This is a genomic window from Xylanimonas protaetiae, from assembly GCF_004135385.1.
GTDB lineage: Bacteria > Actinomycetota > Actinomycetes > Actinomycetales > Cellulomonadaceae > Xylanimonas > Xylanimonas protaetiae.
In genome coordinates, this window is the sequence record NZ_CP035493.1 from 2,744,229 (window position 1) to 2,763,365 (window position 19,137).

At 74.2% G+C, this 19,137-nt stretch carries 22 protein-coding genes; 5 read left to right on the top strand and 17 right to left on the bottom strand.

Annotated features, from left to right (window positions below):
• Window positions 1–7: 7 nt before the first annotated feature.
• Together ET471_RS18230 and ET471_RS18235 are read right to left on the bottom strand one after the other, a co-directional pair.
• Window positions 8–667, bottom strand: a complete 660-nt coding sequence (locus tag ET471_RS18230) for a family 1 glycosylhydrolase (RefSeq protein WP_242496282.1) — start codon at window positions 665–667, stop codon at window positions 8–10.
• Window positions 664–1,401 (bottom strand): glycoside hydrolase family 1 protein, encoded by a 738-nt coding sequence (locus ET471_RS18235; RefSeq protein ID WP_207207268.1) that lies wholly within the window; start codon window positions 1,399–1,401, stop codon window positions 664–666. The genes ET471_RS18230 and ET471_RS18235 overlap by 4 nt, the downstream gene beginning before the upstream one ends.
• Before the next feature lie 222 nt (window positions 1,402–1,623).
• Between ET471_RS18235 and ET471_RS12675 the strand changes: the two genes are divergently transcribed.
• A complete protein-coding gene (locus ET471_RS12675) occupies window positions 1,624–2,766 on the top strand; it encodes an acyltransferase family protein (protein WP_207207269.1) in 1,143 nt (380 codons plus the stop codon).
• On the opposite strand, the gene ET471_RS12680 is transcribed toward ET471_RS12675, so the two are convergent.
• Genes ET471_RS12680 through ET471_RS12695 form a run of 4 tightly spaced genes read right to left on the bottom strand, consistent with a single transcriptional unit; the run spans window position 2,748 to window position 6,413 of the window.
• Complete coding sequence (locus ET471_RS12680) at window positions 2,748–3,617, bottom strand: ATP-binding cassette domain-containing protein (RefSeq protein ID WP_129188837.1); 870 nt, start codon at window positions 3,615–3,617, stop codon at window positions 2,748–2,750. The genes ET471_RS12675 and ET471_RS12680 overlap by 19 nt on opposite strands.
• Entirely contained in the window at window positions 3,614–4,636 is a 1,023-nt protein-coding gene (locus ET471_RS12685) for an ABC transporter ATP-binding protein (protein ID WP_129188839.1), read from the bottom strand. Before ET471_RS12685 ends, ET471_RS12680 begins: the two co-directional genes overlap by 4 nt.
• Window positions 4,633–5,481, bottom strand: a complete 849-nt coding sequence (locus ET471_RS12690) for an ABC transporter permease (RefSeq protein ID WP_129188842.1) — start codon at window positions 5,479–5,481, stop codon at window positions 4,633–4,635. The genes ET471_RS12685 and ET471_RS12690 overlap by 4 nt, the downstream gene beginning before the upstream one ends.
• On the bottom strand, window positions 5,478–6,413 hold the full coding sequence (locus ET471_RS12695; protein ID WP_129188844.1) for an ABC transporter permease: 936 nt from the start codon (window positions 6,411–6,413) through the stop codon (window positions 5,478–5,480). Before ET471_RS12695 ends, ET471_RS12690 begins: the two co-directional genes overlap by 4 nt.
• Window positions 6,414–6,428: 15 nt before the next feature.
• On the opposite strand from ET471_RS12695, the gene ET471_RS12700 reads away from it, so the two are divergent.
• Window positions 6,429–6,650: a hypothetical protein gene (locus ET471_RS12700; protein WP_129188846.1), complete on the top strand. Its 222-nt coding sequence runs from the start codon at window positions 6,429–6,431 to the stop codon at window positions 6,648–6,650.
• 22 nt (window positions 6,651–6,672) lie between these two features.
• Here ET471_RS12700 and ET471_RS12705 read toward each other — a convergent pair whose 3' ends face one another.
• Entirely contained in the window at window positions 6,673–8,316 is a 1,644-nt protein-coding gene (locus ET471_RS12705; RefSeq protein ID WP_129188848.1) for a peptide ABC transporter substrate-binding protein, read from the bottom strand.
• Window positions 8,317–8,585: 269 nt separating this feature from the next.
• Here ET471_RS12705 and ET471_RS12710 point away from each other — a divergent pair, with 269 nt between their 5' ends.
• Together ET471_RS12710 and ET471_RS12715 are read left to right on the top strand one after the other, a co-directional pair.
• The gene (locus ET471_RS12710; protein WP_129188850.1) at window positions 8,586–9,140 is read left to right on the top strand and encodes a Dps family protein; all 555 of its coding nucleotides are present in this window, start codon (window positions 8,586–8,588) and stop codon (window positions 9,138–9,140) included.
• A gap of 67 nt (window positions 9,141–9,207) precedes the next feature.
• Window positions 9,208–9,567, top strand: coding sequence for an HNH endonuclease (locus ET471_RS12715; protein ID WP_129188852.1), 360 nt, complete (start codon window positions 9,208–9,210; stop codon window positions 9,565–9,567).
• 55 nt (window positions 9,568–9,622) lie between these two features.
• Here ET471_RS12715 and ET471_RS12720 read toward each other — a convergent pair whose 3' ends face one another.
• The 6 genes from ET471_RS12720 to ET471_RS12740 all read right to left on the bottom strand — a co-directional run bounded on the left by ET471_RS12720 (window position 9,623) and on the right by ET471_RS12740 (window position 14,490).
• Window positions 9,623–10,012, bottom strand: a complete 390-nt coding sequence (locus ET471_RS12720) for a DUF302 domain-containing protein (protein ID WP_129188854.1) — start codon at window positions 10,010–10,012, stop codon at window positions 9,623–9,625.
• A 46-nt stretch (window positions 10,013–10,058) separates the two neighbouring features.
• Entirely contained in the window at window positions 10,059–10,340 is a 282-nt protein-coding gene (locus ET471_RS12725; RefSeq protein WP_129188856.1) for a GNAT family N-acetyltransferase, read from the bottom strand.
• A 57-nt stretch (window positions 10,341–10,397) separates the two neighbouring features.
• Window positions 10,398–10,553 (bottom strand): hypothetical protein, encoded by a 156-nt coding sequence (locus tag ET471_RS18050; RefSeq protein ID WP_165350488.1) that lies wholly within the window; start codon window positions 10,551–10,553, stop codon window positions 10,398–10,400.
• Window positions 10,550–11,203 carry a DsbA family oxidoreductase gene (locus tag ET471_RS12730; protein ID WP_129188858.1) on the bottom strand — a complete coding sequence of 218 codons (654 nt, stop codon included), beginning with the start codon at window positions 11,201–11,203 and terminating at the stop codon, window positions 10,550–10,552. Before ET471_RS12730 ends, ET471_RS18050 begins: the two co-directional genes overlap by 4 nt.
• Window positions 11,204–11,283: 80 nt before the next feature.
• Entirely contained in the window at window positions 11,284–13,665 is a 2,382-nt protein-coding gene (locus tag ET471_RS12735; protein ID WP_129188860.1) for a transglycosylase domain-containing protein, read from the bottom strand.
• Window positions 13,666–13,743: 78 nt separating this feature from the next.
• The gene (locus ET471_RS12740; RefSeq protein ID WP_129188862.1) at window positions 13,744–14,490 is read right to left on the bottom strand and encodes an MBL fold metallo-hydrolase; all 747 of its coding nucleotides are present in this window, start codon (window positions 14,488–14,490) and stop codon (window positions 13,744–13,746) included.
• Window positions 14,491–14,563: 73 nt separating this feature from the next.
• Between ET471_RS12740 and ET471_RS12745 the strand changes: the two genes are divergently transcribed.
• Window positions 14,564–16,108, top strand: coding sequence for a hypothetical protein (locus ET471_RS12745; protein WP_129188864.1), 1,545 nt, complete (start codon window positions 14,564–14,566; stop codon window positions 16,106–16,108).
• Here ET471_RS12745 and ET471_RS12750 read toward each other — a convergent pair.
• From ET471_RS12750 to ET471_RS12765, 4 genes are all read right to left on the bottom strand, one after another.
• On the bottom strand, window positions 16,105–16,728 hold the full coding sequence (locus ET471_RS12750; protein WP_129188866.1) for a dihydrofolate reductase family protein: 624 nt from the start codon (window positions 16,726–16,728) through the stop codon (window positions 16,105–16,107). The two genes, ET471_RS12745 and ET471_RS12750, sit on opposite strands and share 4 nt — an antisense overlap.
• A gap of 75 nt (window positions 16,729–16,803) precedes the next feature.
• Window positions 16,804–17,436, bottom strand: a complete 633-nt coding sequence (locus tag ET471_RS12755) for a PAS and ANTAR domain-containing protein (protein ID WP_129188868.1) — start codon at window positions 17,434–17,436, stop codon at window positions 16,804–16,806.
• Window positions 17,437–17,526: 90 nt separating this feature from the next.
• Complete coding sequence (locus ET471_RS12760) at window positions 17,527–18,387, bottom strand: SDR family oxidoreductase (RefSeq protein ID WP_129188870.1); 861 nt, start codon at window positions 18,385–18,387, stop codon at window positions 17,527–17,529.
• Window positions 18,388–18,397: 10 nt separating this feature from the next.
• The gene (locus ET471_RS12765; RefSeq protein ID WP_129188872.1) at window positions 18,398–19,108 is read right to left on the bottom strand and encodes an ANTAR domain-containing protein; all 711 of its coding nucleotides are present in this window, start codon (window positions 19,106–19,108) and stop codon (window positions 18,398–18,400) included.
• Window positions 19,109–19,137 lie beyond the last annotated feature (29 nt).

Consider the following 19,137-nt stretch of genomic DNA (forward strand, 5'->3'; position numbering starts at 1 on the left):
CGGCCGCCTACACGACGGCGTTGCGGCGGGCCGCCTCGCGGAACCAGGCCGCGCTCAGCTTCGGCGTGCGCTCTAGGGTCTCGAAGTCGACGTAGATCAGCCCGAAGCGGTTGCCGTACCCGGCCGTCCACTCGAAGTTGTCCTGCGAGCTCCACTGGAAGTACCCGTCGACCGGCGCGCCGTCGGCGACCGCGTGCTGGAGCTGGTCGAGGCACGCGCGCAGGAACATCACGCGGTCGGTGTCGTCGACGCTCCCGTCGTCGGCCACGACGTCGAGGGCGGCGCAGCCGTTCTCGGTGACGTAGATGGACGGCGGGTCCCACAGCGCCTTGACCTGGGTGGGGGCCCAGTACATGACCTCGGGGCCGAGCACGTGCCACGAGGAGTGCATCTTCGGGTGCGAGGCGTTGATCGGGACGGTCCGGAACCCTTGCGGGCTGTCGTCGGGCGCCACGTAGATGCCGGGGCGGTAGACGTTGACGCCCACGAAGTCGACGGGGCTGGCGATGGTGGCGAGGTCCTCGTCGGTGAACCGCGGCGCCGCCGGGCCGGCGGCGGCGAGGTACGCGTCGGTGTAGCGGCCCTCGAGCATGACCGTGAGGTAGGGCGCGTTGAGCTCGCGCGTCGCGGCCTCCGCGACCCGCCGGTGCTCGGGGGTGTCGATCACGGGCACCGCCGTCGTGATGTTCTCCGCGAAGCCGATCTTCGTGCCCGCGGGGCGGCAGCCCGGATCGAGCCGACCGACAGCCCGTGGGCGAGCACCGCGTGGTGGCGCACCTGGTGGAGCGCGGCGTCGTCGAGCTCGAGGCCGGGCGCGAGCGCGATGCGGACCGTCGCGCCGCCGCCGACGTCGGAGGTGATGCCCTGGTGGCCCATGTCGACGAACGTGTGGAACTCGTTGATCGTGAACCAGTGCCCGACGCGGTCGCCGAGCGCGCCGGCGACGGTGCCCGCGAAGTCGGCGAACGCGGACGCCGTGTCGCGCGACTGCCACCCGCCCCAGCGGTCCTGCAGGGCCTGGGGGAGCTCCCAGTGGTAGAGCGTCGCGAACGGCTCGATGCCCGCGGCCAGCAGCTCGTCCACCAGCCGGGAGTAGAAGTCGAGACCCTTCGGGTTGGGCGTGCCCGTCCCGTCCGGGAAGATGCGCGGCCACGCCACCGAGAACCGGTAGGCGCCCGCCCCGATGTCCTTCATCAGGGCCACGTCCTGCACGTAGCGGTGGTAGTGGTCGTTGGCGACGTCGCCCGTGTCGCCGTTCGCGATCATGCCGGGCGTGTGGGCGTAGGTGTCCCAGATGGACGGGCCCTTGCCGTCCTCGTCCCACGCGCCCTCGATCTGGTACGACGACGTGGCGACGCCCCAGAAGAAGCCCGGGGGGAACTGGCGTGACTGGTCGGACATGGTGCGCTCCTTCGCGACCCCGCGACTCTGGTGCCTTCGAGGCTAGAAGAGCGGTGCCCGACCGCAACCGGCACGAGGAACGAGGCTGGCGCACCCCGCGCCGGGTCCCGGCACGGCCTGCGTGCCACCACGCACGCCGGGCCGGGGAACCGCGCACGGGCCACCGTGGCAGCGGCCGCCTGCGGCGATCCTGGCCTGGCACCCACCTGGGACGGAGCACCCATGACCGCGCACCTCGACGCCCTCGTCGCCGCCACGCCCACGACCCGCGACCGCGTGGTCGACCTGCTGCGCGTCCTGAGCCTCGGCGTCGTCGTCCTGTGGCACTGGTCGCTGTCGCTCACGCAGTGGAACGCGGCCGGCGCGCTCACCATGCCCAACCCCATCCCCGACGTCCCGGGCGGCTGGGCCATGACCTGGGTGCTCCAGGTCATGCCCGTGTTCTTCCTCGTCGGCGGGTACGCCAACCTCGCCGGCTGGCAGGCCGTCACGCGCGACGGCGCCGGCGCCCGGCGGTTCCTGGCCGCGCGCATGCGGCGCCTGCTCGCGCCCGTGCTGCCGTGGCTCGCGTGCTGGGTCGTGTTCGACGTCGTCGTGCAGGCGGCGGGCGGGCGCTCCGTCCTCGCCTGGGGCATGGCCGTGCTCGCCCCGCTGTGGTTCCTCGGCGTGTACGCCGCCGTCGTCGCGGCCGTGCCGCTCACGGCCCGGCTGCACGCCGCCTGGGGGTGGCGCGTCCTCGCCGCGCTCGCCGTGGTCGTGCTCGCCGCCGACGCCGTCCGCCTCGGCCCCGGCTGGGGCGCGCCCGTGACCGGGCTGCTCGGCTCGCTCGCCGTGTTCCTCTTCGCGCACCAGCTCGGCTACTTCTGGCGCGACGGCACCCTGCTGCGCGGCGGGCGTCGCACCGCCGCCGCCGTCACCGCCGTCGGGCTCGCCGCGCTCGTCCTGCTCACGACCCTCGGGCCGTACTCGCGCTCGATGGTGTCCGTCGCCGGCGAGGCGACCAGCAACATGTTCCCGACGACGGCGCCCATCGCGGCGCTCGCGGTGTTCCAGCTCGGCCTGGCGCTGCTCGCCCGGCCGTGGCTCGCCGCCCGGCTCCAGCGGCCGCGCGCCTGGCGGGCCGTCGTCGCCGCCAACGGGCTCGCGATGCCCGTGTTCGTGTGGCACATGACCGCGCTCGTCGCGTTCCTGTGGCTGTACGAGCGGGCCGGGTTCACGCTCGCCACCGAGCCGACCGGCGGCTGGTGGCTCACGCGGCCCGTGTGGGTGGTCGGCCCCGGGCTCGTGCTCGCGGCGATGCTCGCGGTCCTGTCCCGCTGCCGGCGCCGCCGTCGGGGGTCGGAGGGTCAGCCTCGGCGAGGCTGACGCACCCACCGCCCGGGAGACGCCTCGACGAGCTCCCCGCCGTCGGCGGCGCCGTCGTACGCCACGCGCACGCGGCCGCGCTCCGCGTCGGGGTCGGGCAGCGGCACGGCCGACAGCAGCGACCGCGTGTAGGCGTGCAGCGGCTCGGCCCACACCTGCGCGGCGGGCCCCACCTCGACGAGCCGCCCGCGGCGCATGACCCCGATCCGGTCGCTGACGTGCCGCACCATCGCCAGGTCGTGCGCGACGAACAGGTAGGTCAGCCCGCGCTCCCGCTTGAGGTCGGAGAGCAGGTTGACCACCTGCGCCTGCACCGACACGTCGAGCGCGGAGATCGGCTCGTCGAGCACGAGGAACCGCGGCTCGACGACCAGGGCGCGCGCGATCCCGACGCGCTGCCGCTGCCCGCCCGAGAGCTCGTGGGGGTAGCGCTCGCCGAGGGCGCCGTCGAGCCCGACGGCCTCGAGCGCCGTCGTCACGCGCGCCTCCAGGGAGCGGCGCTCCCCGGCGATCACGAGGCCCTCGGCGACGACGTCGCGCACCCGCAGGCGCGGGTCGAGCGACGCGTACGGGTCCTGGAACACCATCTGCACCTCGCGCCGCACCGCGGCGCCGCCGCGCCCGCGCAGCGCGGACGCCAGGTCGCGGCCGCGGTAGCGGACCGTGCCGCCGGTCGGCGTCTGGAGGCCGACGACGGCGCGGCCGGTCGTCGTCTTGCCCGAGCCGGACTCGCCGACGAGGCCGAACGTCTCGCCCTCGGCGATGCTCAGGCTGAGGTCGTCGACGGCCACGGTGCGCGAGCGGCCTCGGCCGTACGTCTGGCGCAGGTGCGCGATCTCGAGGAGGGTCATCGGCCGGCCTCCCAGCGGTCCCAGCGGGCACTGACGTCGGCGGGCGGCTCGACGGCGGGGGCGTCGGGCGCCAGCAGCCAGGTCGCCGCCCGGTGCGTGGGGGAGACGTCGAAGAACGGGGGCGCCTCGACGTGGTCGCGCTCGACGGCGTACGGGTTGCGCGCGGCGAACGCGTCGCCGGGCGGCGGGTCGAGCAGGCTGGGCGGGGACCCGGGGATGGTCGCGAGACGGCCGGTGTCCGCCGTGGGGAGCGAGCCCAGCAGGCCCCACGTGTAGGGGTGCTGCGGGTGGTAGAAGACCTCGCGCGTGGTGCCGAGCTCGACGATCCGCCCCGCGTACATGACGGCCACGTGGTCGGCCACGGACGCGACGACGCCCAGGTCGTGCGTCACGAACACCAGCGCGGTGCCCGTCGTGCGGCGCAGCTCGGCCAGCAGGTCGAGGATCTGCGCCTGCACGGACACGTCGAGCGCCGTCGTCGGCTCGTCGGCCAGGACGACGTCGGGGCTGTTGACGAGCGCGATCGCCAGGGCGATCCGCTGCCGCTGCCCGCCGGAGAACTGGTGCGGGTACTGCCGCATGCGGGCGGGGTCGATGCCCACGCGGTCCAGGAGCTCGGCCGCCGCGGCCCGGGCCTCGGCCCGCGAGGCGCGCGTGTGGTGGCGCAGCGGCTCCATGACCTGACGTCCGACGGGCATGGTCGGGTCCAGGCACGTCATCGGGTCCTGGAAGACCATCGAGACGTCCTTGCCGCGCACGCGGCGCAGCTCGCGCTCGCTCGCCCGGGTCAGGTCGCGGCCGCGCAGGCGCACGGCGCCCGCGTCGACGCGGCCGTTGCGGGCCAGCAGGCCGAGGATCGCGCGCGCCGTCACCGACTTGCCGGAGCCCGACTCGCCGACGACGGCGAGCACCTCGCCCGGCTGGAGCGCGAACGAGACGCCGCGCACGGCCTGGACGCGGCCGGCGTCGGTGGCGAAGGAGACGTGGAGGTCGTCGACCTCCAGGAGCGGGGGAGTCATCGGCGGGTCACCCCCCGCGGGTCGAACGCGTCGCGCAGCCCGTCGGCGAGCAGGTTGAACGCCACCATGACGGCCGAGAGCGTGATCGCGGGCACGAGGAGCTGGTGCGGCAGGAACGTCATGGTCTGGAAGCCCGTGCTCAGCAGGGTGCCGAGGGACGCGACGGGCGGGCGCAGCCCGAGCCCGATGAAGCTGAGGAACGCCTCGAAGAAGATGGCCGTGGGGATCGTGAACATGGTCTGCACGACGATCAGGCCGAGGCTGTTGGGCAGCACGTGGCGCAGCGCGAGGCGCGGGCGGCGGGCGCCGAGCACGCGCGCGGCGAGCATGAACTCCTGCTCCTTGAGGCGCAGCGCCTGGGCGCGCACCAGGCGGGCCATGGGGATCCACCCGGTCAGCGCCATCGCGAGGACGATCGAGACCATGCCGGGCGGCAGCACCAGGAGCATCAGCACGAGGACGACGAGCGTGGGGATGCCGGCCAGCACCTCGAGCACGCGCTGCATGAGCGCGTCGACGCGTGGCCCGGCCAGGCCCGAGACGAGGCCCCACGTGACCCCGACGGTGAGGTCGAGCAGGCCCGCGAAGAACGCGATGGTCAGCGAGACCCGCACGCCCAGGAGCAGGCGCGCCAGCAGGTCGCGGCCGAAGCCGTCCGTGCCCAGCAGGTGCGCGCCGCCCGGCGGCTGGTTGACGGCCGTCAGGTCCTGGGTCGTGGGGTCGACGAGGCCGAGCGTCGTCGCGCCCACGGCGACGACCGCGACGACGGCGAGGAGCACGAGCGACGCGACCGCCGTCGGGCGGCGCAGCAGGCGGCGCCAGGGGGAGACGCTGCGGACGGTCATCGGCGCGCACCTCCCAGCCGCACCCGCGGGTCCACGACGCTGTAGAGGACGTCGACGACGAAGACGACGAGCAGCAGCAGCGCCGAGTAGAGGATCGTCACGGCCATGACGGTGGGGTAGTCGTTGACGAGGATCGAGCGGACGAGCTGCTCGCCGATCCCGGGGACGCCGAAGATGTTCTCCACCACGAGCGAGCCGGTCAGCAGGGCCACGGCCATCGGGCCGAGCAGGGTCAGCATCGGGATGACGGAGTTGCGCAGGCCGTGCTTCCACGCGACCTGCCACGGGCCGAGCCCGCCGGCGCGCGCGAGGTCGACGTAGTCGGACGCGAGCACCTCGACCATCTCGGTGCGCACGAAGCGGGCGGCGTCGGCCATGGGCGCCAGCGCGAGGGCGAGCGTCGGCAGGATCGTGTGCGCGAACGAGCTCCACCCCGCGATGGGGAACCAGCCGAGCCGCACCGCGAGGACGTACTGCAGCAGGGCCGCGGCCACGAAGCTCGGCACCGAGCGCCCCAGCACGGCCGTGACGGTCGAGCCCGAGTCGAGCCACGTGTTGCGGCGCACGGCCGCGACGACGCCCAGCGCCGTCCCGGCCACCGCGCCGACGCCGATGGCCTGCAGCCCGAGCTGGAGCGACGGGCCGATGCGCCCGGCCAGGAGCGCGGTGACGGGCTGGTTGCGGAACTGGAACGAGACGCCCAGGTCGCCGCGCAGCAGGTTGAGCAGGTACAGGCCGTACTGTTCGATGAGCGGGCGGTCGAGGCCGGCGTGCGCGTTGAGGAGGGCCACCTGCTCGGGCGTGAGGTCCATGGGGTTCGCCCACGGGGATCCCGGCAGGAACCGCAGGAGGAAGAACGTCACCGTGACGATGATCCACAGCGTGACGAGCATCGAGGCGAGACGCCGCAGCGCGTACAGGGCGAGCGTCATCGTGGGGTGTCCGCGGTGAGGGTCGTCTCGGACGTGGCGTTCATCGTGGGTGTCGTCCTTGTCGTGGTGGGCGCAGCGGCCAAGGTCGTGGGATCGGGCCACTTCGACGTCCTGCGGGCCCGCCGCGGCGCCGCGGCCCCCGCCCGGGAACCGGGACGGGGGGCGCGCAGCACGCTACTGACGACGGTAGGCGTCGCGCTGCTCGCGGTCGCGCTCGCGGCGGCGGTCCTGGCGTGACCGAGGTCCACGTGGCCGGGGTCTACGCGAAGTAGGCGTTGCCGAAGAAGAACGTCGGCCCGGAGGTGCGGAACTCCACGCCCCGCAGCGACGGGGTGCGCAGCAGCGTCGAGGGCTGGAAGAAGATCGGGGTCACGCCCTGGTCGGCCAGGAGCACCTGCTGCGCGGCGAGCAGGTCGTCCCAGCGGGCCTGCGGGTCTGCGGCGTTGACGCCCTGGGCGGAGGCCAGCAGGGCGTCGAGCTCGGGGTTGGAGTAGCCGCCCCAGTTGGTGCTCTCGCCCGTGCCGAACAGGCTCAGGTGGCTCGACGGGTCGGCGAAGGTCGCGGCCCACGTCGGCAGGTAGAGGTCGAAGTCCTGGCGTGCCGTCTTGTCGAGGAAGACGCCCACCGGGTTGGTGGTGACGGTGACGGTCAGCCCCTCGAGGGCGGTCTCGAGCGCGTTCTGCAGGTACTCGGCCACGGTGGCGATGCGGTCGGCGTCGAACGTCTCGAGCGAGAGCGTCAGCCGCTCGAAGCCGTGGTCGGCGCGCACCTGCGCCCACAGCTCGGCGGCGCGGGCGACGTCGGTGCGCAGCAGGTCGCCGGCGTCGGCGGCGAAGTCCGTCCCGCCGGGGCCGGCGGCGAGGCCCGGCGGCACCAGGCCGGTGGCCGGGGTGGAGCCGTCGGCGAGCACGCGCTCCGTGAGCGCCTCGCGGTCGATGGCGAGCGAGATCGCCTCGCGGGCGCGCTGGTCGGCGAGCACGGGGTGGTCGTGGTTGTAGCCGAGGAACCCGACGGTCGCGGTGGTGTCGGCGACGAACGCCGCGCTCGTGCTGTTCGCCTGCACCTGCGGGCCGGAGATGACCACCTGGTCGACCTCGCCCGCGTTGAACAGGTTGACGGCCGTGGTGGTCTCGCGGATCACGCGGACGTCGACCCGGTCGAGCGCGACCGAGGCCGCGTCCCAGTAGTGCTGGTTGCGGACGTACGCCCAGTCGCCGCCGATGCCGGCGCCCGCGAAGCCCTCGAGGGCGAACGGGCCGTTGAACAGCACGTGCTCCGACGTCGTCGCGAAGGCGTCGCCCTGCGCGGTGACGAAGTGCTCGGGCACCGGGAAGAACACGGGCGTGGCCAGCAGCGAGGGGAAGAAGGTGGCCGGGGCGCGCAGGGTCACCTGGAGCGTCAGGTCGTCGAGCGCCGTGACGCCCAGCGTGGACGGTTCGGCGTCGCCCGCGATGATCTCGTCCGCGCCGCGCACGAACCCGAGCGTGCGCTGGTGCTCGGCGGCGTTGGGCAGGCCGACGGCCCGCCGCCACGCGAAGACGTAGTCGTGCGCGGTCACCGGGGTGCCGTCCGACCAGCGCGCCTGCGGGTTGAGGCGGATGGTGTAGACGAGCCCGTCCTCGCTGACCTCGGGGAGCGCCGCGGCCCCGGCCGGGACCGGCTGGTTCTGCGCGTCGAGGCGGTAGAGGCCCTCGAAGAAGTTGTGCATCGCGTTGGCCGAGTTCTGGTCCACGCCCTGGGCGGGGTCGATGGAGTTCAGGTCCTGGAACACGACGACGGAGGCGGTGGTGCGGGCCACGCCGTCGGCGGCCCGGTCCGTGACGCCGCCCGTGGTGCACGCCGCGAGGACCATGCCCGTCACGATCGTCACGGCGACGGTCGACAGCGTCCTCAGGCGTCTCATGGCACGTCCTCTGCTCGGGTGGGCTCTGCTCGGGTGGGCCGCCCGGTCGGGCGTGCTCAAACCATAGACAGACGGGATGCCACCGATAGAGGTCGTGCATGTATTGATTGGCCGGATGGCTCGTTGCGCACGGGCTCACCCCTGGAGCTGGTCGGGCGCCCGCCTCGGCGCCTGGGCCGCCGTCGCCGGGGGACGACGCGCGAGTCGGCGCATCCCCGCCCAGACTGAAGGGGACCGCACGCTCGTCCAGCAGAACCGGAGACACCACCATGGCGCTGCCCCGCTACACCGTCCCGTCCCTGACGAAGGAGAACGGGGCGAAGGTCGCGAAGATCCTCCAGGAGCGGCTGCACTCCCTCAACGACCTCCAGCTCACGCTCAAGCACATCCACTGGAACGTCGTCGGGCCCCACTTCATCGCGGTGCACGAGATGCTCGACCCGCAGGTGGACGCCGTGCGTCTCATGGCGGACGCCGTCGCCGAGCGCATCGCGACCCTGGGCGTCGCGCCGGTCGGCACGCCGGGTGCGCTGGTCGCGGCCCGGTCGTGGGACGACTACCACCTCGGGCGCGCGACGGCGATCGAGCACCTGGGGGCGCTCGACGAGGTGTACGAGGGCGTCATCACGTCGCACCGCAAGGCCGCGGCCGACACCGAGGAGCTCGACGCCGTCACGAACGACCTGCTCATCGGCCACCTGCACGACCTCGAGCTCTTCCACTGGTTCGTGCGCGCGCACCTCGAGAGCACCGGCGGGGCGCTGGCGACCGAGGGCGCGAAGACGGAGCTCGAGGCCGCGCGCGAGGCCCACAAGGCGAAGTAGCCCTGCCGGCGGGCACCGCCGGTGAGTCGCTGCCCCCGCACGCCTGGCGTGTTCCTACCATGACGCCATGGCGGTGAGCAGAACCCGGCAGGCCCGCGCCTCGCGGCGGCGCCGTCGACGGCTCGGGAAGGTCGTCAACGACCTCACCGACGTGCAGTGGGCCGCGATCCAGGCCGCCTGGGGCGGCTGCGCCTACTGCGGCGCGCCCGGCGGGCGGCCGCAGCGCGACTGCGTGCTGCCCGTCTCGCGCGGCGGGCGGTACACGCTCGACAACGTCGTGCCCGCGTGCGCCTCGTGCAACGCGAGCAAGTGCAACGACGAGGTGACGGCGTGGCTGCGCCGCAAGAAGCTCGACGAGCGCGCGTTCCTCGAGCGGTTCGTCGCCGTGCAGGCCGACCTCCGGGCGACGCTCGGCGCGGTCGCCTGAGCCGCAGGACGCCCTGCCGGACCGCGTCCGGCACCGCGGGGTGCCGCGCCGGACGTCAGAGCGCGGCGAGCGCGGCGCCCAGGCGGGTCCGTGCGTCCTCGGCGACGAGCGCGAGGGCCTCGCTGTCGCCGGCCAGGCCGACCATGGCGTCGGGGTCGAAGGCCTCGACCACCGTCACGTCGTCGGCCGCGCGGACCACGACGTTGCACGGCAGGACGGCCGCGATCGACGGGTCGATCGTCAGGGCCCGGTAGGCGAGCTGCGGGCGGCAGGCGCCGAGGATGACCTGCGGCACGACGTCGACGTCGAGCTTCTTCTTGAGCGTGGCCTGCAGGTCGATCTCGGTGAGGACGCCGAAGCCCTGCTCGGCGAGGGCGGCCCGGACGGCCTCGACGGTCTCCGCGAAGGGGCGGGCGACGGTGGTGCTGAGCGTGTACGCGGTCATGGGCCCCACCGTAGGGCCTGCGCGCCGGCGGCCCGCGCGGCGCCGGTCAGCGCCCGGGCCGCACCATCCACGCGTCCGGGTCCTCGAGGCGGGCCCAGCCGTGCTGCGGGTAGATGCCCGCGGCGTCGTCGGAGGCTTTCAGCAGGATGCGCCGCAGGCCGAGCGGCTCGAGGTCGGCGAGGACCGCGTCGACGAGCGCGTGCGCGATCCCGCGGCCCCGGTGGGCCGGGTCGACGACGACGTCGGCGAGCCACCCGAACGTCACGCCGTCGGTGACGATGCGGGCGAACGCGACCTGGTTGCCCGACGAGCGACGGCACGGGGACAGTGCATCACGCGGCCGGGCCGGGCCGGTAGGGCACTGCCCGGCCCGGCGCGCGCGACGTCAGCGCTCGGGCAGCGTCCGCTCCGGCGCGGGCCGCCGTGCGTCCGCGCCCACGGGCTCGGGGTGCGGCGTCGAGCCGGCAGGCCCGGCAGGCAGCACGCAGGCGTCGCCCTCGCAGGCGACGCCGTCGGCCCCGAACACCGTCAGGCCGGTCACGCGACGTCCGCCTGCTCGGCGCGGGCCATCTCCAGCACCTGCGCGAAGAGCGCCGGCTCCTGCGCGCCCGAGATCCCGTACCTGCCGTCGACGACGTAGAACGGCACGCCGTGGATGCCGAGGGCCGCCGCCTCCGCGACGTCCTCCTTGACGGCCGCCGCGTACGTGCCGGCCTCGAGCGCCGCGACGACGTCGTCACGGTCGAGGCCCAGGCCCGCGGCCAGGTCCGCGAGGTCGGCGACGCGGCCCACGTGGCCGCCGTCGACGAAGTACGCGCGCAGCAGCGCCTCCTTCGTCTCGGCCTGGCGGCCATGAGCCTTCGCATAGTGCAGCAGCTCGTGCGCCTTGACCGTGTTGGTCTGGTGCATGTGGTCGTAGTCGTAGTCGAGCCCCACGGACGCCGCGACGCCCGTGACGCGGTCGATCATCTGCTCGACCTGCGGCATCGACAGCCCCTTGCGCTCCGCGAGGTACTGCGCGGGCGTGCCGTCGTAGTCGACGGGGGTGTCGGGGGACAGCTCGAAGGAGTGGTAGATGACGTCGACGTCGATGCCGGTCGTGGCGACAGCCTGCTCGAAGCGGCGCTTGCCGATATAGCACCAAGGACACTGGACGTCGGACCACACGTCGACGCGCACGGGTTCGCTCATGCCCCGGTCAACCGTGCGGACGCCCGTCCTGTTCCGGACGGGTGCGGGCGTGCGCTGCGCGGACGGCGCACGCCCGCGCGTCAGTCGTCCCCGTCACCCTCGCCGGCGCCCGCTCCGGGGCCGGCTCCCGGGCCGGGGTCCGGGACCGGGTCGACCGCCGGCGGCGTCGGGGTGGGCGCCGGCGCCGGGGGCGGCGAGACCTGCGGCGCGTCCTGCGGGTCCGCCGGCGGGCTCGTGGGCTGGTCGACCCGGTCCGTCGTCCTGTCGTCCGTGACGCGCGGTGCCGGCGTGCCCACGAGCGCCGGGTCCGGTGCCGGGAAGGCGAGCTGCGGCAGGTCGGCGTGGGCGCGGTCCATGAAGTCCGCCCACATGGGCGCGGCGAGCGTCGAGCCGAACAGCGTGCGGATGAACCGGCCGTTGAAGGTGATGTTGAAGTTGGTGGTCTCGCCCGAGGCCTCGCCCACCCACGCCGCCGTCGACAGCTGCGGGGTGAAGCCGACGAACCACGTCTGCGACGAGCCCTGGTTGGTGCCGGTCTTGCCGGCGGACACGCGGCCGCCGGAGAGCTGGCTGCGGCGTCCGGTGCCGTCGGTCATGACGTTCTGGAGCGAGTACGTGACGGTCGCCGCGACGTTGGCCGGCAGGGCGTCCGGGGTGCAGCTGGCGCGCGGCACCGCCAGGTCGCGGCCGTCGGCGCCGATCACGCGCGTGATCGCGACCGGGTCGCAGTAGGTGCCGTTGCTGGCCAGGGTCGCGTACGCGGCCGCGAGCTGGAGCGGCGACGTCGTCTGGGTGCCCAGGATCATCGCGGGCGTGATGAGCACGTCGTCCGGCGTCGGGTCGAAGAGCGTGACGACGGTGCCGCCCGGACCCGGACGCGTCGTCGGGCGGAAGCCCATGTCCCACGCCGTGTCCCGCAGCGTGCACAGGTCCACCTGCGTCGACATGTCCGTGAAGGCGGTGTTGACGGAGTCGGACATCGCCCGCTGCACCGAGATCCTGCCGCCCAGGTTGCCCTCGACGTTGCGCGGCGACCACGACGGCCCGCCGAACCGGGTGCACGAGGCGTTCCAGGCCGACTGCGGCCGCGACACGCGGTTGGCGTTCACGGTCTCGTTCAGGGTGCGGCCCGCGAGGAGCCAGTCGGCCAGCTGGAACGGCTTGAACGTCGATCCCGGCTGGAAGCCGCGCGACGCGCCGTGCGACGGGCCGGCGGAGAAGTTGATCGCCGTCGTGCCCGGGGCGGGGTTGCGGCTGGCGTCGAACGGGGTGTTCTGCGCCATCGCGAGGATCTTGCCCGTGCCCGGCTCGACGGCGGCGATCGCGGCCTCGAGGCCGGCGGTGTTGCCGCCCGGGACGTGGGAGGCGACCTCCTCGGCGGCCGCCGCCTGGAGGTCCATGTCGAGCGTCGTGTGGATGCGCAGGCCGCCGCGGTGCAGCAGGTCGAGGCGCTCCGCCTCGGTCTCGCCGAACTCGGGGCTCGTGCGGATCACGTTGATGACGTAGTCGCAGAAGAACGCGGCGTCGCCCGCGGCCTGGCAGCCCGTGGGCACCGGGGTGATGTCGAGCGTGTCCTCGACGGGCGTCGCGCGCGCCTCCTCCCACTGCTCGGTGGTGAGCTTGCCGAGCGTCCACATGCGGTGCAGCACGAGGTTGCGGCGCTGCTCCGAGAGGCGCGGGTTGACGGTCGGGTCGAACCGGCTGGGCGCGTTGGTGATCCCGGCGATCGTCGCTGCCTCGACCGGGGTGAGGTCGCTGGCCGGCTTGTTGAAGAAGAAGCGTGCGGCGGTCTCGACGCCGAAGATGTTCTGCCGGCCGAACTGGGCCAGGTTGAGGTAGCCCTGGAGGATCTCCTCCTTGGTCATCTGCTGCTCGAGCGCCATCGCGAGCTGGGCCTCGCGCGCCTTGCGGGCCATGCTCTGGTCGCGGGCCTCGATGACGCCGAACCGGTCGTCCGCGTGGTACGCCGCGTCGATCAGCACGTTCTTGACGTACTGCTGCGTGATGGTGGAGGCGCCCTGCGTCGGGCCGTCCTGGAGGTTGTTGACGAAGGCGCGCACCATGCCGCGCACGTCGATGCCGGAGTGCTCGAAGAACCGCTCGTCCTCGATGGCGACGACGGCGTCGATCATGTACTGCGAGATCTGGTCGAGCGGGACGACGATCCGGTTCTGCGCGTAGAACGTGGCGAGGTGCTCGCCGTTGGCCGCGTACACCGTCGACGCCTGGGACAGCGCGCGACGCTGGAGCTCGGTGGGCACGTCGTCGAGGACCGCGCGCGTGTGCACGGCCGTCGTGTGCACGCCGGCTGCGACCGGGATCGCGAACCCGGCCGCGAGGATGCCGCCCGCACCCGCGACGAGCACGAAGGCGAGCAGGAGCGCGACCAGCTGGTACGGCGAGATCCTCCGGGTCAGGCGCCGGTTCCGGGGGGTGGACGCGGGGTCCTGCGAGGTCGCCATGCCCGCCACGGTAGGGGGGCCGCAGGGCCGTCCGGCCGTGGGGTCGCAGATCGACCGCGACCGGGGCGCGGCAGCCCGTCAGAGGCGCACCGGCTCGCCGGGGAGCGCCGGCAGGAGGACGTCCGTGAGGCCCGCGGTCGCGAACGCGGCGCGCAGGCGTGCGCCGTCCTCGGTGAAGTGCGCCCAGCCGTCCGTGTGGACCGGCAGCGTGCGCGGCCTGCCCAGCCGCCGCACCGCCTCCGCCGCGGCGTCGCTCGTCAGCGTCAGGACGTCGTCGACCAGCGGGGTGCGCGCGGCGCCGGCGAACAGCACGGCGACGTCGACGGCCGGGAACCGGGCCGCGACCTCGTCGACGACCCGCAGCGACGCGTTGTCGCCGCTCACGTAGATCGTCGGTGCGCCGTCCGCCGTCAGGACGAACCCGGTGACCGGCCCGGTCAGGTGCTCGGTGCCGTCCGGGCCGTGCTGCGCCGGGACGGCCGTCACGGTCACCGCGCCGACGGTCGCCGTCTCCCAGGACGGCAGCGCCCGCGCCGTCCCACCGAGCCGCTCCGCCGCGAGCCCCGTCGTCAGTGTGAGGGGCGCCGTGGCGAGGTACGCGCGCCCCGCGTGGTCGAGGTTGTCGGCGTGCTGGTCGTGCGAGAGCAGCACGGCGTCCACGGGCCCGACCCGCTCGGCCGACCACGTGGGGCCGGTCAGCTTGCGCAGCGAGCGCGACCCGACCGGGTACTCCTGCGGCGCGTCGAACGTGGGGTCCACGAGGAACCGGGTGCCTGCCAGCTCGATGACGACGGTCGGGCCGTCCAGCGGGGTCAGTGAGGTCATGCACCGAGTCTCTCCCGCGCACCCCGCGACAGTGCGCGCTGTGCCGTGCGAGCCCGTCGCCTACGGTCGCGGCATGGTGAACCAGGTCCCCGCGATCCCCTTCGTCGACGCCGTCCAGCGGCTCCTGGCGTCGCTCGGCGACCCCGTCGACCGCGACGAGCTCGTCGCGCTGAGCGGCGTCGGGCTGTGCTTCCCGTGGGGCGCGGGCGCGCCGTGCGACGACGTCGCCGTCGTGCCCGAGATCGTGTCGCGCGTCCTGGGCACGCTCGGGTACCGGAGCGACTTCTTCACCGTGGGGCGCCTGCCGGACTGGTCCCCGCCCGGCGAGCGCGCCGACGTCCCTGCAAGCCGCGCGCTCCCGCGCGCGTCCTGGCTCGGCGCGATCGAGAGGTCGCTCGACGCCGGTCACCCCGTCGTCGCGTCCGGGCTCCTCGAGCCCGGGCCGTCCACGTGTCTCGTCGTCGGGTCCGACGACGACGGGCTGCTCGTCGAGGGACCCGACGGCGAGGGGCCCGACGGCGAGGTGCACCACGTCGCCGACTGGGCCGAGCGGTGCACGGGGCTCCTCGTCGCCGGGGAGCGCACCGGCGAGCGGCCCGCGGGCGCCGACGCCTACCGGTGCATCACCCGGTGGGCGCACGCGTTCCGCAACACCGAGGGTCGCACCCTGGGCGAGGGGGCCGGCCTCAACTGGTCCGCCTACCCGCGCATGGTCGCGTGGCTGCTCGACGACGCCGCGTGGGCCACCGGCGCCCAGGTCGCCGCGAACCAGGAGTGGCTGTGGGCGCGCGGCCTGGACCGCCTGGAGGCGTACCGCGCGTCGCTGCGGTCCGCGCTGCGCCGGCTGGACGCGGAGCACCCCGGCCTGGTGAGCCCACCGGCGCTCCGGGAGCTCGACGCGCTCCTCGGCCAGGTCGCGCGGGCTCGCGCTGCGGGCCTCCCGGCGGGTGACCGTGCCGCGCGCGAGCGCCTGGCCGTCGTCGTCGGCGAGCTCAGGGACCGGGACGCCTCGCTGCAGTGGGCGCTCTTCATGCCCGGCTTCGTGCGGGCGCAGACGCGAGGCTTCACCGTCGAGCAGCACGAGTACCGCGCTCTGCCCGAGATGCGGTTCGTCGGCGTGCCGCTGGTGCCGGGCGAGGCGGAGCCGGCGCCCGAGCGGCGTCGCGCGCTGCTGGCGCCGCTCGACGGCCTGCCCGCCTCCGGCTCCGGCGTCGACCACGACCTGCTGCTGTCCCACCACGGCGGTGCCGGCGTCGACGAGGTCCCGGAGCCGCAGCGGCTCCTGGGCCGGTTCTACGCGGCCGGGACGCCCGTGCCGTCCGGCTTCACGCACCTGGACCTCGTCATCGACGACGACGGGGTGCCCGGCCCGCCGTACCTGTCGAGCGTCGCGTACGCGACCTTCGCCGGGCCGGACGCCGTCGTCCACGCCTCCGACGGCTGGGACGTGGACGCGCTCTACGACACCACGCGCAACCTCGCCCTCGGCGACGCCGTGATGATCCCGTACCCGGAGAAGTACTGGACCGCCGAGGTGTACCTCGACGACACGGGCGACGACGAGCGGTGGGGCTACCTCTTCTCGGTCGCCGCGCTCCAGGCGAACCGGGACGTCTAGTCTCGGTCGTCCATGTCGCCCGTCGCGGGGACGCCCTCGGCCAGGCCGTACTGCAGCCAGACGATGCCCTTCTCGCTCGCGGCGGGCGGGCGGAGCAGGGTGAGGTTGGTGGGCACCGCCCCGCCGTCGAACACCTTCTTGCCCTGACCGAGCACGATGGGGTGGACCCACAGGTCGAGCACGTCGAAGAGCTGGTACCGCAGCAGCGACTGGACGAGGTTGAGCGACCCGACCACCTTGGTCTTGCGGTGCTTCTCGCGCAGCTCGCGCACGGCGGCGGCGAGGTCCGGGCCGAGCCTGACCGAGCCGTCCCAGTCCAGGGTCGGGCGCCCGCGCGAGGCGACGTACTTCGGGACCGCGTTGAACAGCCGCGCGATCTCCGACGCCTCGTGGCCCTCGTACCGCGGCCAGTACGCGGCGAAGATCTCGTAGGTGCGCCGGCCCAGCAGCAGGGCTTCGGTGCCCTCGTAGGCGGACGCGACCCAGTCGTCGGCGACGTCGCCGACCAGCGGCGCCTGCCAGCCGCCGAACTCGAATCCCAGCGGGTCCTCCTCGGGCCCGCCGGGCGCCTGCGCCACCAGGTCGAGGGTGGCGAAGAGCTCGATGTCGATGGTGCCCATGGGGCGTCCTCCTGTCGGTCCCGGGCGTGTCGTGGGATAGGACGCCGCGGCCGGGCGGGAGTCATCGACGGGCCGCTACGCCTCGCCCGCGAGCAGCGTGAGCGTGTCCAGCACCTCGGTGTCCCCGGCTGCCGCCGCGTCGACGACCTTCCGGGCGAGGTCGCGCAGCTTGACGTTCGTCCGCATCGACGTCTCGCGCAGCAGGTCGAACGCCTCGCCGGGCGTCGACCCGGTGTGGTGCACGAGCACCCCCGTCGCCTGGTCGATGACGGCGCGGTGCGCATCGGCGGCCCGGATCTGCCGGGTCGCCTCGTCCGCGGCGAACCGCTGCACGGACCCGGTCACGTCCACGAAGTGGCCGGTGATGTCGACGACGGACCCGTCGTCGGAGAGGTGGGCCTCGCCGATCGTCCCGAGCACCCGCTCGGCACCGGTGGCGTCGAGGATGCGGTGCACCGACCCGAACGTGCCGCCGTGCAGGCTCGTGCTCGCCAGCGCTCCGGCCACACGTTCGCGGTCCTCCGGATGCTTGTGGGCGAGGATCATCGCCGTCGTCGGCACCACCTCGCCGGGTTCGAACCCGTGCATCCGGAACACCTCGTCGGACCACCACCAGGAGTCCGACCCGACGTCGTACCGGAACTCGCCCGTCCGGTAGGCAAGCCCTCCCGTGAGGGCACCGTGCAGCTCGTGCGGCGTGCTCGCCATGGAACCCGTCCTTTCCACGCGTGCGGTGGGGCCGGGGCCTGACCCTGTCAACGAACCTAGGCACAGGGGTGTGCGGATGGCAACAGAATGTTAGAAAACAGGCCGCCCGCCGGTGACTCCGAGCACGGTCCCGGAGACGTAGCTCGCGTCGCGCTCGGACGCGAGGAACACGATCGCGGGCGCCACCTCGGCGGGCTGGCCGGCGCGCCCCAGCGGCACGTTCGCGCCGAACTCGGTCAGGTGCTCCGCGTCCTGCGTCGCCGGCTGGAGCGGTGTCCAGACGGGGCCCGGCGCGACGGCGTTCACGCGGATGCCGCGCGCGCCGAGCTCGCCCGCGAGGTTGACGGTGACGTTGTTGATCGCCGCCTTCGTCGAGGCGTAGTCGACCAGCGTGCCCGACGGCTCGTACGCCTGGATCGAGGAGATGTTGACGATGGCGCCGCCGCGCGGCAGGTGGCGCAGCGCGCCCTGGGTCACCCAGAGCAGCGCGTACAGGTTCGTGCGGATGACCCGGTCGACGTCCGCGCTGTCCAGCGTGTCGATCGAGGTGCCGCGGGCCATCTGGTAGCCGGCGTTGTTGACGAGGACGTCGAGGCCGCCGAGCGCGTCGGCTGCCTGCTGCGCCAGGCCGCGGGCGAAGGACTCGTCGGTGAGGTCGCCGGGCAGCAGGCACGCGGTGCGCCCGGCCTCGCGCACCCACCGGGCGGTCTCCTCGGCATCCTCCTGCTCCACGGCGAGGTAGCCGATCGCGACGTCGGCGCCCTCGCGCGCGAACGCGATCGCGGCGGCGCGGCCGATGCCGGAGTCGCCGCCCGTGATGAGGGCACGCCGCCCGGACAGGCGGCCGGATCCCTGGTAGCTCGCCTCGCCGTGGTCCGGCGTCGGGTCCATGGCGCCGGTCAGGCCCGGCGGCTCCTGCTGCTGCGGCGGGAACTGGTCGTGGTGTGCCATCGTGCGCTCCTCAGGACGCGCGCCGGCGCCGCGCGAGCAGGGCCGCGTCGTGGCGGGCCACCTCGTGCACCGCGCCGAGGGCTTCCTCGACGTCGGCGCGCTCCGCCGTCGGCGGGACGAGGCGGGCGAGCACCTGGCCCGCGGCCTCGGCGGACGTGACGCCCGCGCGGCGCGCGGCGTCGTGCAGCAGCCGGGAGGCCTCGTCGTCGTCGACGCCGCCGACCACCATGAGCGCGCCGAGCGCGCGCTCGACGTGGGCGCGCTCCACCATGGCGCGCGAGACGACGCCGGACCGTTCGCGGGCGAGCGCCTCGTGCTGGGCGGGGGTGACGTCGACGACGGCGCCCTCGACGGCGTCGCCGGAGCGTGCCCGGCGGGTGCTCACGACGACGAGCGTGTGCGTGCGGCCGCTGCCGTCGACGACGCGGTGCGCGGCCGCGAAGGGCCGTCCCCGCCGGGCGGAGTCGACGACGGCGGAGGCGACCCGCTCCTGGTCGTCGGGGTGCAGGGCGCTGTGCAGCGACGCGAGCGTGGGCCCGCCGGCGCGCCGGCCGTGCATGATCTCGACCTCGGGCGACCAGGTGCACCGGCCCGAGCCGAGGTCGACGTGGATGCGACCGACGAGCAGCGGCACTCCTGCACCCAGGACCCGGGCGACGTCCTCGGCGCCCACGGGGTGGGGTACGGTCTCGTGCCGGCGGTCAGGAAAGGACGAGGGCATCGTGGCCTCCAGGGTTCGTCCTCGGGTGC